Annotated in this window: 15 protein-coding genes; 14 read left to right on the forward strand and 1 reads right to left on the reverse strand. The window is 51.5% G+C overall.

Going from position 1 to position 13,203, the window contains the following annotated elements; translation table 11 throughout:
* Positions 1 to 58 precede the first annotated feature (58 nt).
* Both QSJ10_RS00190 and rsmI read left to right on the forward strand, forming a co-directional pair.
* The gene (locus QSJ10_RS00190) at positions 59 to 808 is read left to right on the forward strand and encodes a tRNA1(Val) (adenine(37)-N6)-methyltransferase (RefSeq protein WP_044746533.1); all 750 of its coding nucleotides are present in this window, start codon (positions 59 to 61) and stop codon (positions 806 to 808) included.
* Positions 809 to 823: 15 nt separating this feature from the next.
* Positions 824 to 1,732 (forward strand): 16S rRNA (cytidine(1402)-2'-O)-methyltransferase, encoded by a 909-nt coding sequence (gene rsmI / locus QSJ10_RS00195; RefSeq protein WP_053532411.1) that lies wholly within the window; start codon positions 824 to 826, stop codon positions 1,730 to 1,732.
* Between the two features lie 19 nt (positions 1,733 to 1,751).
* On the opposite strand, the gene abrB is transcribed toward rsmI, so the two are convergent.
* Entirely contained in the window at positions 1,752 to 2,045 is a 294-nt protein-coding gene (gene abrB, locus QSJ10_RS00200; RefSeq protein ID WP_033009007.1) for a transition state genes transcriptional regulator AbrB, read from the reverse strand.
* A gap of 394 nt (positions 2,046 to 2,439) precedes the next feature.
* Here abrB and metG point away from each other — a divergent pair, with 394 nt between their 5' ends.
* From metG to spoVG, 12 genes are all read left to right on the forward strand, one after another.
* The gene (gene metG / locus QSJ10_RS00205) at positions 2,440 to 4,389 is read left to right on the forward strand and encodes a methionine--tRNA ligase (RefSeq protein ID WP_033014212.1); all 1,950 of its coding nucleotides are present in this window, start codon (positions 2,440 to 2,442) and stop codon (positions 4,387 to 4,389) included.
* 137 nt (positions 4,390 to 4,526) lie between these two features.
* Positions 4,527 to 5,297: a TatD family hydrolase gene (locus QSJ10_RS00210; RefSeq protein WP_033009004.1), complete on the forward strand. Its 771-nt coding sequence runs from the start codon at positions 4,527 to 4,529 to the stop codon at positions 5,295 to 5,297.
* Between the two features lie 197 nt (positions 5,298 to 5,494).
* Positions 5,495 to 6,700, forward strand: a complete 1,206-nt coding sequence (locus QSJ10_RS00215; RefSeq protein ID WP_033014210.1) for a G5 and 3D domain-containing protein — start codon at positions 5,495 to 5,497, stop codon at positions 6,698 to 6,700.
* 258 nt (positions 6,701 to 6,958) lie between these two features.
* Entirely contained in the window at positions 6,959 to 7,522 is a 564-nt protein-coding gene (gene rnmV, locus QSJ10_RS00220) for a ribonuclease M5 (RefSeq protein ID WP_033009000.1), read from the forward strand.
* On the forward strand, positions 7,515 to 8,396 hold the full coding sequence (gene rsmA, locus QSJ10_RS00225) for a 16S rRNA (adenine(1518)-N(6)/adenine(1519)-N(6))-dimethyltransferase RsmA (RefSeq protein ID WP_033008999.1): 882 nt from the start codon (positions 7,515 to 7,517) through the stop codon (positions 8,394 to 8,396). The genes rnmV and rsmA overlap by 8 nt, the downstream gene beginning before the upstream one ends.
* Before the next feature lie 92 nt (positions 8,397 to 8,488).
* The gene (gene yabG, locus QSJ10_RS00230; RefSeq protein ID WP_033014209.1) at positions 8,489 to 9,385 is read left to right on the forward strand and encodes a sporulation peptidase YabG; all 897 of its coding nucleotides are present in this window, start codon (positions 8,489 to 8,491) and stop codon (positions 9,383 to 9,385) included.
* Positions 9,386 to 9,567: 182 nt separating this feature from the next.
* Positions 9,568 to 9,825 carry a biofilm formation stimulator Veg gene (gene veg, locus QSJ10_RS00235; protein WP_033008996.1) on the forward strand — a complete coding sequence of 86 codons (258 nt, stop codon included), beginning with the start codon at positions 9,568 to 9,570 and terminating at the stop codon, positions 9,823 to 9,825.
* 193 nt (positions 9,826 to 10,018) lie between these two features.
* Positions 10,019 to 10,198, forward strand: coding sequence for a small, acid-soluble spore protein, alpha/beta type (locus tag QSJ10_RS00240; protein WP_196332690.1), 180 nt, complete (start codon positions 10,019 to 10,021; stop codon positions 10,196 to 10,198).
* 224 nt (positions 10,199 to 10,422) lie between these two features.
* On the forward strand, positions 10,423 to 11,295 hold the full coding sequence (ispE, locus tag QSJ10_RS00245) for a 4-(cytidine 5'-diphospho)-2-C-methyl-D-erythritol kinase (protein ID WP_033008994.1): 873 nt from the start codon (positions 10,423 to 10,425) through the stop codon (positions 11,293 to 11,295).
* 55 nt (positions 11,296 to 11,350) lie between these two features.
* On the forward strand, positions 11,351 to 12,172 hold the full coding sequence (gene purR / locus QSJ10_RS00250; protein ID WP_033014206.1) for a pur operon repressor: 822 nt from the start codon (positions 11,351 to 11,353) through the stop codon (positions 12,170 to 12,172).
* Between the two features lie 47 nt (positions 12,173 to 12,219).
* Positions 12,220 to 12,594, forward strand: coding sequence for a RidA family protein (locus QSJ10_RS00255; protein ID WP_053532409.1), 375 nt, complete (start codon positions 12,220 to 12,222; stop codon positions 12,592 to 12,594).
* Positions 12,595 to 12,721: 127 nt separating this feature from the next.
* On the forward strand, positions 12,722 to 13,012 hold the full coding sequence (spoVG, locus tag QSJ10_RS00260) for a septation regulator SpoVG (protein ID WP_003247437.1): 291 nt from the start codon (positions 12,722 to 12,724) through the stop codon (positions 13,010 to 13,012).
* The last annotated feature ends 191 nt before the right edge of the window (positions 13,013 to 13,203 follow it).

Below are 13,203 nucleotides of genomic sequence, written 5' to 3' on the forward strand. Positions count from 1 at the left end.
AGTGCTCCCCTTTCCATTTCGGAAAGGTTATTTTTTTCTATGGAGGATTGTGCGCAAAATGGTGGAATTGTACGCAGATGAACGACTCGATTATTTGCTCAATGAGGAGCTTCGCATTATCCAAAGTCCGTCTGTGTTTTCCTTTTCCCTTGATGCCGTGCTGCTTGCCCATTTTGCCTACATGCCGATTCAAAAGGGGAAGATTGTCGATTTATGCACAGGCAATGGGGTCATCCCGCTGCTGTTAAGCCGGCGGACAAAGGGGAAGATTATCGGCATCGAAATTCAGGAGCGGCTTTGCGACATGGCGAGGCGGAGCGTCGCATACAACGGACTTGAAGGACAAATTGAAATCATACACGGTGACATTAAAGAGGCGCCGCAGCGCATCGGCTACAGCCAGTATGATGTTGTCACATGCAACCCTCCGTATTTTCCGACTGTTGGCCGAGAGGAGCTAAGCAAAAATGAACATTTTGCCATCGCCCGCCATGAAATTTACTGCACGCTGGAGGATGTCGTTCGTGTCAGCAGCCAGCTGCTGAAACAAGGCGGAAAGGCGGCGTTCGTCCATCGGCCTGGACGGCTGTCCGACCTTGTGACGTTTATGCGCCGATACCGGCTTGAGCCGAAACGGCTTCGGTTTGTATATCCAAAAGCGGGCAAAGAAGCGAACATGATTTTAATCGAGGGGATGAAAGATGCGAACCCGGACTTAAAAGTGTTGCCCCCGCTCATCGTGTATGGCGAGGATGATGAATATACCGAAGAAACGAAGCGCATTCTATACGGCATCATTTCATCGTAAAGGGGCGGGAGACGGATGCTTTGGCACCAAAAAAGCTTTGCTGACCGAGATAAACAAGGAACGCTGTACATCGTGCCGACGCCGATCGGCAATTTGGACGATATGACGTTTCGCGCTGTGCGGATCCTGCGGGAGGCGGACGTGATCGCTGCGGAAGACACAAGGCAGACGAAAAAGCTGTTGTCGCATTTCGACATTCATACGCCGCTCGTCAGCTACCATGAACACAATAAATATGCGAGCGGCCGGCAGCTTGTCGAATGGCTGAAAGAAGGGAAAACGGTGGCGCTGGTGAGCGACGCCGGCATGCCCGGCATTTCCGACCCTGGCTATGAGCTTGTTGCTGCTGCACTGGATGAACGGTGCCGCGTCGTGCCGCTTCCCGGAGCCAACGCGGCAGTGACGGCGCTCGTCGCCTCCGGGCTGCCAACGGAGCGTTTTTTGTTCGTCGGTTTTTTGGACCGGTCGAAAAAAGAAAAACGAGAGCAGCTGCTGTCGTTGAAAACAGCGCGGGAAACGTTGATTTTTTATGAGGCGCCCCATCGCTTGAAAGAAACGCTTTCTGTCATGTACGACGTGTTCGGTGAACGGCGCATTGCTCTTTGCCGTGAGCTGACGAAACGGTTTGAGGAATTCATCCGCGGCGATTTGAGCGAGGCGGTTGCTTGGGCCGAGACGGCGGACATCCGCGGCGAATTTTGCCTCATTGTCGAAGGGGCGCGCGGCGGTGAACATGAAGCCATGCAAGAGGAGGGGGCATGGTGGCAGCCGCTGTCGATTGTCGAACATGTCGACTATTATGTTCAAGAGCAGGGCCTTTCCGTAAAAGAAGCCGCAAAGCAGGCAGCGGCTGATCGGCATATGTCCAAACGCGACGTCTATCAACAGTACCATCAGCAGCAAGAAAAAAAAGAGTTTCTCTGAAACCAGAGAAACTCTTTTTTTACTCGTTGTCCGCCGCTTCTTGCAAATGCTGGCGGATTTCCTGCAGCAAAATTTCCGCGCCTTCGCGGCTTAAAATGATTTTGCCGCCCGCTAATTTAAAGTTGTCGTCCGATACTTCCCCCGTGACGACGCATGTCATATTCGGCTTATATTTTTTCAAAATGATGCGATCGTCATCGACGTAAATTTCCAATGCATCCTTTTCGTTAATGTCCAGTGTACGGCGCAACTCAATCGGGATGACGACACGGCCCAACTCATCGACTTTACGTACGATCCCCGTCGATTTCATCGTCTGCTCTCCTCTCCGCAATGATTTTTATCGTTTATTCGTCAATATTCGACAAATTTCCTACACCCTAATCATATCAGTGTTTCCATTATGCGTCAATCCTTTAATATGTAAAATTTTAAAAAAATGTATATTGTTATTGTGGAAAAAAGTTTGTGGTTGGGTATAAAGGAACATGAACCATTTTATTTGCCAAAACTCTATCCCTCTATAATAAATTCGCGGCGATTGCCCAAAATAAGGAGGTATTTTTGCCCATTTGCGTATATTTTTTTCGTCATGGAGAAATAGATGTTTTTGTACAATGAAAAAATTATGTAAAATAGAAGTAACGCCGCTCTCGTCCTCAGGACAGGGGCTTTTGTGCGCAACAGTACGAGGGAGGGCCTAACCGATGGAGAAAAAGACGTTTTATTTGACGACGCCGATTTATTACCCAAGCGACAAATTGCACATTGGCCATGCTTATACGACCGTGGCGGGGGATGCGATGGCTCGCTATAAGCGGCTGCGCGGCTATGATGTCATGTATTTGACCGGAACGGACGAACATGGGCAAAAAATTCAGCGCAAGGCGCAAGAAAAAGGGGTCACGCCGCAGCAATATGTCGACGACATTGTCGCCGGCATCCAAGAGTTGTGGAGAAAATTGGACATTTCATACGACGATTTTATCCGGACGACACAGGAGCGGCATAAAAAAATTGTCGAAAAGATTTTCGCCCGTCTTGTCGAACAAGGTGATATTTATTTAGGCGAGTATGAAGGCTGGTACTGCACGCCGTGCGAATCGTTTTACACCGAACGGCAGCTTGTTGACGGCAACTGCCCAGACTGCGGCCGGCCTGTTGAAAAAGTGAAAGAAGAGTCGTACTTTTTCCGGATGAGCAAATACGTCGACCGCCTGCTGCAATATTACGAAGAAAATCCAGATTTCATCCAGCCGGAATCGCGGAAAAACGAGATGATCAACAACTTCATCAAGCCGGGGCTCGAGGACTTGGCTGTATCGCGGACGACGTTTGACTGGGGCATTAAAGTGCCAGGTGACCCGAAGCACGTCATTTACGTCTGGATCGATGCGCTGGCCAACTACATCACAGCGCTCGGCTACGGTACGGACAACGATGAAAAGTTTCGCAAATATTGGCCGGCGGATGTCCATCTCGTCGGCAAGGAGATCGTCCGCTTCCATACGATTTACTGGCCGATCATGCTGATGGCGCTCGGCCTGCCGCTGCCGAAAAAAGTGTTCGGACATGGCTGGCTGCTGATGAAAGATGGGAAAATGTCGAAATCGAAAGGCAATGTCGTGGATCCGGTGATGATCATTGATCGTTACGGGCTTGATGCACTCCGCTACTATTTGCTGCGGGAAGTGCCGTTTGGCTCTGACGGGGTGTTTACGCCGGAAGGGTTTATCGAGCGCATCAATTACGATTTGGCCAACGATTTAGGCAATTTGTTGCACCGGACCGTCGCGATGATTGAGAAATATTTTGGCGGCGCGATTCCGCCGTACCGCGGCCCGAAAACGCCGTTTGACCGAGATCTTTCCGAAACGGCGCGCGAGGTTGTCCGTCAATATGAAGAGGCAATGGAGCGGATGGAGTTTTCCGTTGCCCTCTCCGCCGTTTGGCAGCTGATTGGCCGAACGAACAAATATATCGACGAAACGCAGCCATGGGTGTTGGCGAAAGAGGAAAGCAAACGGGAGGAACTTGCCTCTGTCATGGCCCATCTAGCCGAATCGCTCCGCTATACGGCGGTGTTGCTGCAGCCGTTTTTGACGCGCACGCCGGAGCGCATCTTCACCCAGCTCGGCATCAGCGACCGTTCATTGAAAGAGTGGGACAGCCTGTACGATTTCGGCCTTATTCCGGAAGGGACGAACGTGCAGAAAGGGGAGCCGCTCTTCCCACGCTTGGATATCGGCGTTGAAGTCGAGTACATTAAGGCGCATATGCAAGGCGGCAAACCGGCGGAAGCGGCCAAAGAGGAAAAACAAGCGGCTCGGGCGGAGGAAATCTCCATCGACGACTTTGCGAAAGTCGACTTGCGCGTCGCCGAAGTCGTGCACGCCGAGCGAATGAAAAACGCCGACAAGCTGTTGAAGCTCCAGCTTGATCTCGGCGGCGAGAAGCGGCAAGTGATTTCCGGCATCGCCGAGTTTTACAAGCCGGAGGAACTCATCGGCAAAAAGGTCATTTGCGTCGCCAACTTAAAACCGGCCAAGCTGCGCGGCGAATGGTCGGAAGGAATGATTTTGGCCGGCGGCAGCGGCGGCGGCTTTTCGTTGGCAACCGTCGACCAGCACGTGCCAAACGGCACAAAAATCAAATAATGCAACGAACGGATGAGGGGGTGTCGTCGTTGACACCTCCTTGTTGCTATTTTGTAATGGAAATGTTACTAAATTGTGACATACGTAACTAATTTCTATGCTACACTTAACATCAAGGTGGAAAAGAGGGACTTCGTATGCTTTTTGACACTCATGCTCATTTGAACGCCGTCCAATATGAGGAAGACTTGGAGCAAGTGATCGAGCGCGCCCGCGCTGAAGGAGTTTCGCACATCGTGGTTGTCGGGTTTGACCGGCCGACGATTGACCGGGCGATCGAGCTCGCTGAGCGATATCCGTTTATTTATGCAGCGGTCGGCTGGCATCCGGTCGATGCGATTGATATGACCGATGACGACTTGGAGATGATTGAACAGCTCGCCGCCCATCCGAAAGTGGTGGCCCTCGGCGAGATGGGACTCGATTACCATTGGGACAAATCGCCGAAAGACGTGCAGCAAGACGTTTTCCGCCGGCAAATCGCGCTGGCGAAAAAAGTGAAGCTGCCGATCATCATCCATAACCGTGAGGCAACAGCCGATATTTTAAAAATTTTGCAAGAGGAAAACGCTGCTGAAGTCGGTGGGATTATGCATTGTTTCAGCGGCAGCGTTGAGGTGGCCAAACAATGCATTGACATGAACTTTTTCATTTCCCTTGGCGGCCCGGTCACGTTTAAAAATGCGAAAAAGCCGAAAGAAGTGGCGAAAGAAATTCCGCTCCGCCATTTGTTAATCGAGACGGATTGCCCGTATTTAACGCCTCACCCTTTCCGTGGAAAACGAAATGAGCCGAGCTATGTCAAATACGTTGCCGAGGCCATCGCGGAAATTAAAAACGTTTCTTTTGCCGAAGTAGCGGAAACAACGGCGGAAAATGCCAAAAAATTGTTCGCCATCGACCGCTAAAATTAGGCGTCGAATAGCGGGGAGGCTTGTCGAAGGTGCGGCGAAGACGATAAAATTCTACAAATTCAGCCGATATGAACCAACCGCGTGTCGACAAGTCTTCCTTCCTTTTTCACTGAATTTTCCGCATAATAGAGTATGCTCGCGCGTACATGTTAGAGGGAGAGGGGATTTCAGAGGAAAAGGAGGCGTTTCCGATGTTGCCAAACAGGAGAAAGTGGCTGGACTTATGGAGGAAAAATGCGACCGTTACGGCGAGCGGATTTCTCGCCATCTCGGCAACCACAGGGGTGGCCGGCTACGAGATGGCCAAAGATGATGTAACACTCACGATCAACGGAAAAAAGCAGGAAATCTGCACTTATGCGAAGGATGTGGAGGAACTGCTTGAGGAACAAGGCATTCAGCCTCGCAAGGAAGATTACGTCTATCCGTCTCTAAATACACCGATCACCGACGATCTTCACATCATTTGGGAAGCAAGCAAAGAAGTGACATTGACGATCGATGGAAAAAAGAAAAAAATGTGGACGACGGCCGATACGGTCGGGGAATTGCTCCGTTCGCAACACGTGGCAGTCGGGCCGCATGACAAAGTGGCGCCGTCGCTTTCCGCCAAAGTTCAAAAAGGCATGAACATCGGCATTGAAAGGGCGTTTCCGGTTCGTCTAAATGTCGGCGGCAAACAGCAACAGGTATGGACCACTTCGACTACGGTCGCTGACTTTTTGAAACAGCAAGGGATCCCGTTGGGCCAATGGGACCGAATTGAACCTTCCTTGCAAGAAACAGTCAAAGCTGGGATGACGGTTTACATCGTTCGGATTAAAAAAGTCACCGATGTAGTGGAAGAGCCCGTCGACTTTGCCGTGGTGACGAAGCGGGACGATTCGCTGCCAAAAGGAGAGCGGCGCGTCATTGCACCCGGGGAAAAGGGAAAAATCGAAAAAACGTATGAAGTGACATTGGAAAACGGCAAAGAAGTGGCGCGCAAATTGCTGGCGACAAGAACGATAAAAGAGAGCAAACCGCGCATTGTCGCCATTGGCACTAAAACGGTGCACCCGGTTGCATCATCCGGCCGGCCGTCCTCGCGCGGCGCCGATCAAGCCGCGAAGGAGTTTTACGTCACCGCCACCGCCTATACCGCCTATTGTGAGGGTTGCTCAGGCATAACGAGAACAGGCATCAATTTGCGCCAAAATCCTTCCGTCAAAGTGATTGCCGTCGACCCGTCCATCATCCCCCTCGGGTCGAAGGTGTATGTGGAAGGATACGGATATGCTATTGCCGCTGACACCGGCTCAAGCATTCGCGGATATAAAATCGACGTGTTTTTCCCGGAACGGTCGGATGCGTTTGGTTGGGGCAGAAAGCGTGTCAAAATACGGGTGCTGCCATAGAAAGGCGATTGGAGAATGCAAGCGGAGGGGTTTTTCCCCTCTGCTTTTTTTCGCTATAATGGCATTGGGCCGCAACAATGCGCGTATTGCTCCATCTGTCTAATTAGACTTCTGATGCAGAAAAAAGTTTCAACAAAGTTGAAAAAATAAAATAGGGGCATGGAGCGGCGGCGGTTCGCTCTACCCTTTATTTTACCGGAAAGGAGGCATTGCAGAAATAGGAAAAATCGCTCATTCCGCTGTTTCTGCAATGATGGGATGAAGATTAAAGAAGTGATTGTCGTGGAAGGGAAAGATGATACAGCGGCGATCCGGCGCGCCGTTGATGCCGATACGATCGAAACAAACGGGGCGGCGGTGGGGGCGGAAGTCATCGAACGGATCAAGCTGGCGAAAGAGCGGCGCGGGGTGATCATCTTCACCGATCCCGACTTCCCCGGCGAGAAAATCCGCCGCACGATTGCCGAGCAAGTGCCGGGATGCAAACACGCCTTTTTGCCGCGCGAAGCCGCGAAAGCGAGAAGTGGGAAGGGCATTGGGGTCGAGCACGCTTCCCCCGACGACATTCGCCAGGCGCTTGCGAACGTGTATGAAGAGACAGCCGATTGGGAAGAAGAAATTACGTTTGCAGAATTGATTGAAGCCGGACTGGTTGGCGGGGAGATGGCGCGCCGGCGCCGGCAGCGGCTCGGGGAGGAGCTGAAAATCGGTTATGCCAACGGCCGACAGTTTCATAAGCGGCTGAAAGTGTTCCGCATTTCCCGAGACGCCTTTTACGCCGCGCTGGCGCAAGTGATGCGGGAGGAGGCGGGCGATGCATAAAGACATTGCAACACCGGGGCGGACGAAAGAAATTTTGGAGCGGTATGGTTTTTCGTTTAAAAAAAGCCTCGGACAAAACTTTTTGATTGACGCGAACATTTTGCGGAAAATTGTTGATGCTGCCGGCGTCTCCAGCGATACGGGGGCGATTGAAATCGGACCCGGCATCGGGGCGTTGACCGAACAGCTCGCACGGCGGGCAAAAAAGGTCGTCGCCTTTGAAATCGATGGCCGGCTGCTGCCGATTTTGGCGGATACATTGTCCCCCTACGACAATGTGCGCATTATTCACCAAGATGTGTTGAAGGCGGATTTGCATGCGGTCATTGCGGAAGAGCTGGCCGATGTGAACGACCGGATGGTGGTCGCTAACTTGCCGTATTATGTGACCACACCGATCATTATGAAGCTGCTTACCGACCGGCTCCCAATCCGCGGCATCGTCGTCATGCTGCAAAAAGAGGTGGCCGACCGCCTCGCTGCCAGGCCGGGAACGAAAGATTACGGCTCGCTGACGATTGCTGTGCAGTATTACACAGAGGCGGAAGTCGTGATGGCGGTGCCGCGCACCGTGTTTATGCCGCAGCCAAACGTCGATTCCGCCGTCATCCGGCTGACGAAACGGGCCCATCCGCCTGTCGCTGTTGAGGATGAGGATGTGTTTTTCCAAGTGGTGCGGGCGAGCTTTGCTCAGCGCCGCAAAACGCTGCTCAATAATTTAGTGAGCAGCTTGCCAGGCGGAAAAGAGAACAAAGAACAAATCGAACAGGCGCTTGCTGCGGTGGGCATCGATCCGCGCCGCCGCGGGGAAACGCTTCATATAACCGAGTTTGCCTCGTTAAGCAACGCATTGGCGCCGCTTTTTCGCCGTTGAGGCCGCAACAGTTGAAAACAGGCGTCTATCACCTATTGTCCGCGTCTGCATATCGTATGGATGACAACGATTATGCAATGGAGTGAGCGGTGATGGACGTCAAAATCGGCGATATTGTCGCCCGCAAGTCTTACCAATGCGACGTATTGTTCCGCGTCATTGACCTTAAAGAAAAGAACGGGGAATGGGAAGCCATTTTATATGGCGAGGACGTGCGGCTTGTGGCCGACGCCCCGTGCAGCGACTTGGTCATTATCGATGAGCGGGGGCAACAAGAACGAAAAAGGCGGGAAATCGAACTGATTGAACAGTCATACTGGCTGTTTCGCCAAGATTATCAGATGATCAAGCAAAAAGTCGAGTATCGGGCAACCGGCGGGTACCGGGTGGAGAAAGATTTTTTTCAAATTCCGGGATGCGTCCTTCATTTGGACGGCGACCCGTTATATTTGCGCAAATGCATGGATTTGTATGAACGGATTGGGGTGCCGGTGCACGGCGTTTACTGTGAGGAAAGCGAGATGCCGGAAAAAGTCGGCTCCTTGATTGAGCAGTTTCGTCCGGATATTTTAGTCATTACCGGTCATGACTCGTATTCAAAGTCAAAAGGGAAGCTTCATGATTTGAAAGCGTACCGCCATTCACGCCATTTTGTTCAAACAGTGAAAGAAGCGCGCAAAAAAGTGCCGCATCTCGATCAGCTCATCATTTTCGCCGGCGCCTGCCAATCGCATTTTGAATCGCTCATCCGCGCGGGGGCGAATTTTGCCAGTTCGCCGGCGCGGGTCAACATTCACGCCTTAGATCCGGTTTATATCGTTTCTCGTCTCAGTTTTACCCCGTTTACGGAAACGGTCGATGTGTGGGATGTGCTTCGCAACACGCTGACCGGGGAAAAAGGGCTGGGTGGAGTCGAGACGAAAGGTGTGCTCCGCACCGGGATGCCGTTTCGCCTGATCGAAGAACGGGGGGAAAACCGCCGCAATTGACGGGCGGTTTTTTTATGTCTTTCGCCATATTTTTTACAAAAAAGTTCCACAAGGTACATAAAAAGAAGGATATTGTAGAAAAATATTCATTGACAGCAATAAAAACACGCTGATATAATTTTTATTTTTTTGACTTTGAAGACCATCTTTGTTATAATTGCAAATAGTGAGGTGGATGACGAATGCCAAAAACTTTATCCGATATTAAAAAAGCGCTGGACTCTAATATCGGGAGACGTTTAACGTTGCGGGCCAACGGCGGACGCAGAAAAATGATCGAGCGTTGCGGCATTTTGGCGGAGACTTACCCATCGGTATTTGTCATTGAACTGGATCAAAAAGAAAACTCGTTTGAACGTGTATCGTTCAGCTACGCCGACGTGTTGACAGAGACCGTAAAGCTGACGTTTTGGGACGATGAGCAAGCAGGGGGGCAGTAGACAAATTTGTTTGCTGCTTTTTGTTTTGTCATAAATAGGCGGACATAAAGCCGCCTTCCCCACTTCATACTAAAACTGCCGCAGCCGCCTTTCATCTGCCCCATGACCAGGCGAGTCAGCCGGCTGTTGCGCCGGCGGGTTGCACAACGTTTCGCGCCTTAACGCCAACGAACATGGAAAGGGGTTGCTGACATTGGGTCGACGCCGCGGGGTTATGTCGCAACGCTTAAAAGAAGAGCTGGCAAAAGAGCTGGGCTTTTACGATGTCGTGCAGCGTGAAGGGTGGGGAGCCATCCGCGCGAAAGACGCAGGAAATATGGTAAGATTGGCGATTGAACAGGCGGAACGGCAGCTGGCCGGAAAAACGGAATAGCGCCGGCGGCGATGGCGCGCTGCGGCAAGGGTGCCCTAGCAGGGGCGCCCTTTTTACATATATCGTTTGGCGACGGCACCAGGACATGTTAATATGGTAAAATGGGTTGATGAAAAAAGCACGAATGTCACGCGGGAAAACGCTGAAAATAGGAAACAACGGGCGGATAGGCGGCTGGCCAGAAGCCGTTTATCATCAATGTGCGTGGAAGTAGGTGAAGATGAGTGAGGCTGTCGATCAAAGCGCCGGCAAAAATTAATTTATCACTTGATGTTCTTTATAAACGCCCCGATGGTTACCATGAAGTGAAAATGGTGATGACGACGATCGATTTGGCGGACCGCATTGAGCTTATTCCGCTGCCTGAGGAGGATGTGATCCGCATTGTGTCGCAAAACCGCTTTGTGCCGGATGATTGCCGCAATTTGGCGTACCAGGCGGCGAAACTGATGAAGGAGACGTTTTCGATCCGCCAAGGGGTGGCCATTTCGATTACGAAGCATATTCCGGTGGCGGCCGGCCTGGCAGGGGGAAGCAGCGACGCGGCCGCAACGTTGCGCGGGCTCAACAAGCTTTGGCAGCTCGGATTGACCGTCCGGGAATTGGCTGAGCTTGGTGCGCAAATCGGCTCGGATGTTGCGTTTTGCGTCTACGGCGGAACAGCTGTGGCGACCGGGCGCGGCGAAATCATCACCCCCATCCCGTCGCCGCCGCCATGCTGGGTGGTGTTGGCCAAGCCCCCAATTGGCGTGTCGACGGCCGATGTGTACCGAAATTTGCAGCTTGAGCATGTCTGCCATCCGGATGTCGATGCAATGGTGAAAGCGATCGAACGGCAAGATTATGAGGGCATTTGCCGGTTGGTCGGCAACGTGTTGGAGGAAGTGACCTTAAAAAAATATCCGGAAGTTGCGCATATTAAAGAGCAAATGAAACGGTTCGGAGCTGATGCGGTGCTGATGAGCGGAAGCGGGCCGACAGTGTTTGGGCTGATCGAGCATGATTCGAGAATGCAGCGGGTGTATAACGGACTGCGGGGCTTTTGCGATCAAGTGTTTGCGGTCAGGCTGTTGGGGGAGCGGCATTCGCTTGATTAAACACGTACATTTTTGTTAAAATAAATTTATAACATTCGGTTTTAGGAGGTCGGCTATGAAGCTTAGGCGAAGCGGCCGTTTAGTCGATATGACGCATTATCTTCTCGAACGGCCACATCAGCTCATTCCGCTGACGTTTTTTGCCGATCGGTACGAATCGGCCAAATCATCGATCAGCGAAGACTTGACGATTATTAAACAAACGTTTGAGCGGCAAGGAATCGGGACGGTTCGGACGCTGCCCGGCGCGGCCGGCGGCGTGCAATACATTCCGAAAATGGCTGCCGGGGAGGCGGAGGAAGTGATCGCCTATTTGTGCGAGCAATTGTCGCGCCCGGACCGGCTTCTTCCCGGCGGATATTTGTATATGACCGACATTCTTGGCGACCCCCGTATTATGAACAAAATCGGCCGCCTTTATGCGTCGATGTTTGCCGACCGTCCGGTGGATGTCGTTATGACCATTGCCACCAATGGAATTCCGCTCGCATATGCGATCGCCAATTTTTTGTATGTGCCGGTTGTGATTGTCCGCCATGACAATAAAGTGACGGAAGGGCCGATGGTGAGCATCAACTACGTATCCGGCTCGTCCAAACGCATCCAAACAATGGTTTTGTCGAAGCGCAGCCTGGCGGAGGGAGCCAACGTGCTGATTGTCGATGACTTCATGAAAGCGGGCGGCACGATCAACGGTATGGTCAGCTTATTGCAAGAGTTTAACGGCAACGTCTCCGGCATCGGTGTGCTCGTTGAGTCTGAGGAAGCAAAAGAGCGGCTTGTCGACGAGTACATCTCGCTCGTCAAACTGTTGGCGGTGGACGTGAAAGAAAAGCGGATCGCCGTCAAGGAAGGCAATTACAAAGCGTTTTTTTAGGCAGCCTGCTGCCTGATTATAAAACTTTAGAAAGGGGATTTCTTTCAATGAAAAAAGTGGAAACGACCAATGCGCCGCAAGCGATCGGCCCGTATTCGCAAGCGATCATCGTCAACAATATGGTTTACAGCTCTGGGCAAATTCCGCTCACTCCAGAGGGGGAAATGGTAAAAGGCGACATTCAGTCGCAGACGCATCAAGTGTTTCAAAATTTGAAAGCAGTGCTGGAAGCCGCCGGCGCCTCACTCGACACAGTCGTGAAAACAACCGTTTTTTTAAAAAGCATGGATGATTTTGCGGCCATGAACGAAGTGTACAGTCAATATTTCCCGAACCATAAACCAGCGCGTTCATGCGTTGAGGTGGCTCGGCTGCCGAAAGACGCCCTAGTTGAAATCGAAGTCGTTGCCCTCGTGCGATAAAGAGGGACGCATCCATCTTTTCCCTTGCTGAAATTTAGAAAAAATTTTTTGAAAAAGGAAGGAAATTGCCGAAAGGCGTGGAATTAATTACATCGAGTCTTATATAGGGGAAAAGGTGGTGAACATAATGGAAGTGACAGACGTAAGATTACGCCGCGTCAACACCGAAGGACGGATGAAAGCGATCGCCTCCATTACGTTGGACAATGAGTTCGTTGTCCATGACATCCGCGTCATTGACGGGAATAACGGCTTGTTTGTCGCGATGCCAAGCAAGCGTACACCGGACGGGGAGTTCCGCGATATCGCGCATCCGATCAACTCCGCTACGCGCGGAAAAATTCAAGAGGCGATCTTAGCTGAGTACCACCGCCTCGGGAAGCTGGAAGAAGAACTTGAAGAAGCGGGCGCTTCGTAAACATATGAAAAGGGGCTTAGGTGAAATTCACCAAGCTCCTTATTTTTTGCCAGCCGCATTGTTTCCTTGAAAAGTGCTGTTGATTCATATATATTCAATTATGGGCGAACTACTCCCACTTCGCTTTGCTTGAAGTGGGAGCTTCTCAGTTCCATGACGAAAGCCATTCTTTCGTCTCCCTGAGCGTCACT

The organism is Geobacillus stearothermophilus ATCC 12980, from assembly GCF_030369615.1.
Taxonomy (GTDB): domain Bacteria; phylum Bacillota; class Bacilli; order Bacillales; family Anoxybacillaceae; genus Geobacillus; species Geobacillus stearothermophilus.

Coding starts and splice junctions, on each gene's coding strand:
- yabG (WP_033014209.1), top strand. CDS start 8,489: ATGGACGTCAAAATCGGCGATATTGTCGCCCGCAAGTCTTACCAATGC.
- QSJ10_RS00190 (WP_044746533.1), top strand. CDS start 59: ATGGTGGAATTGTACGCAGATGAACGACTCGATTATTTGCTCAATGAG.
- rsmA (WP_033008999.1), top strand. CDS start 7,515: ATGCATAAAGACATTGCAACACCGGGGCGGACGAAAGAAATTTTGGAG.
- spoVG (WP_003247437.1), top strand. CDS start 12,722: ATGGAAGTGACAGACGTAAGATTACGCCGCGTCAACACCGAAGGACGG.
- metG (WP_033014212.1), top strand. CDS start 2,440: ATGGAGAAAAAGACGTTTTATTTGACGACGCCGATTTATTACCCAAGC.
- QSJ10_RS00210 (WP_033009004.1), top strand. CDS start 4,527: ATGCTTTTTGACACTCATGCTCATTTGAACGCCGTCCAATATGAGGAA.
- veg (WP_033008996.1), top strand. CDS start 9,568: ATGCCAAAAACTTTATCCGATATTAAAAAAGCGCTGGACTCTAATATC.
- rsmI (WP_053532411.1), top strand. CDS start 824: ATGCTTTGGCACCAAAAAAGCTTTGCTGACCGAGATAAACAAGGAACG.
- purR (WP_033014206.1), top strand. CDS start 11,351: ATGAAGCTTAGGCGAAGCGGCCGTTTAGTCGATATGACGCATTATCTT.
- rnmV (WP_033009000.1), top strand. CDS start 6,959: ATGAAGATTAAAGAAGTGATTGTCGTGGAAGGGAAAGATGATACAGCG.
- QSJ10_RS00255 (WP_053532409.1), top strand. CDS start 12,220: ATGAAAAAAGTGGAAACGACCAATGCGCCGCAAGCGATCGGCCCGTAT.
- abrB (WP_033009007.1), bottom strand. CDS start 2,045: ATGAAATCGACGGGGATCGTACGTAAAGTCGATGAGTTGGGCCGTGTC.
- QSJ10_RS00215 (WP_033014210.1), top strand. CDS start 5,495: ATGTTGCCAAACAGGAGAAAGTGGCTGGACTTATGGAGGAAAAATGCG.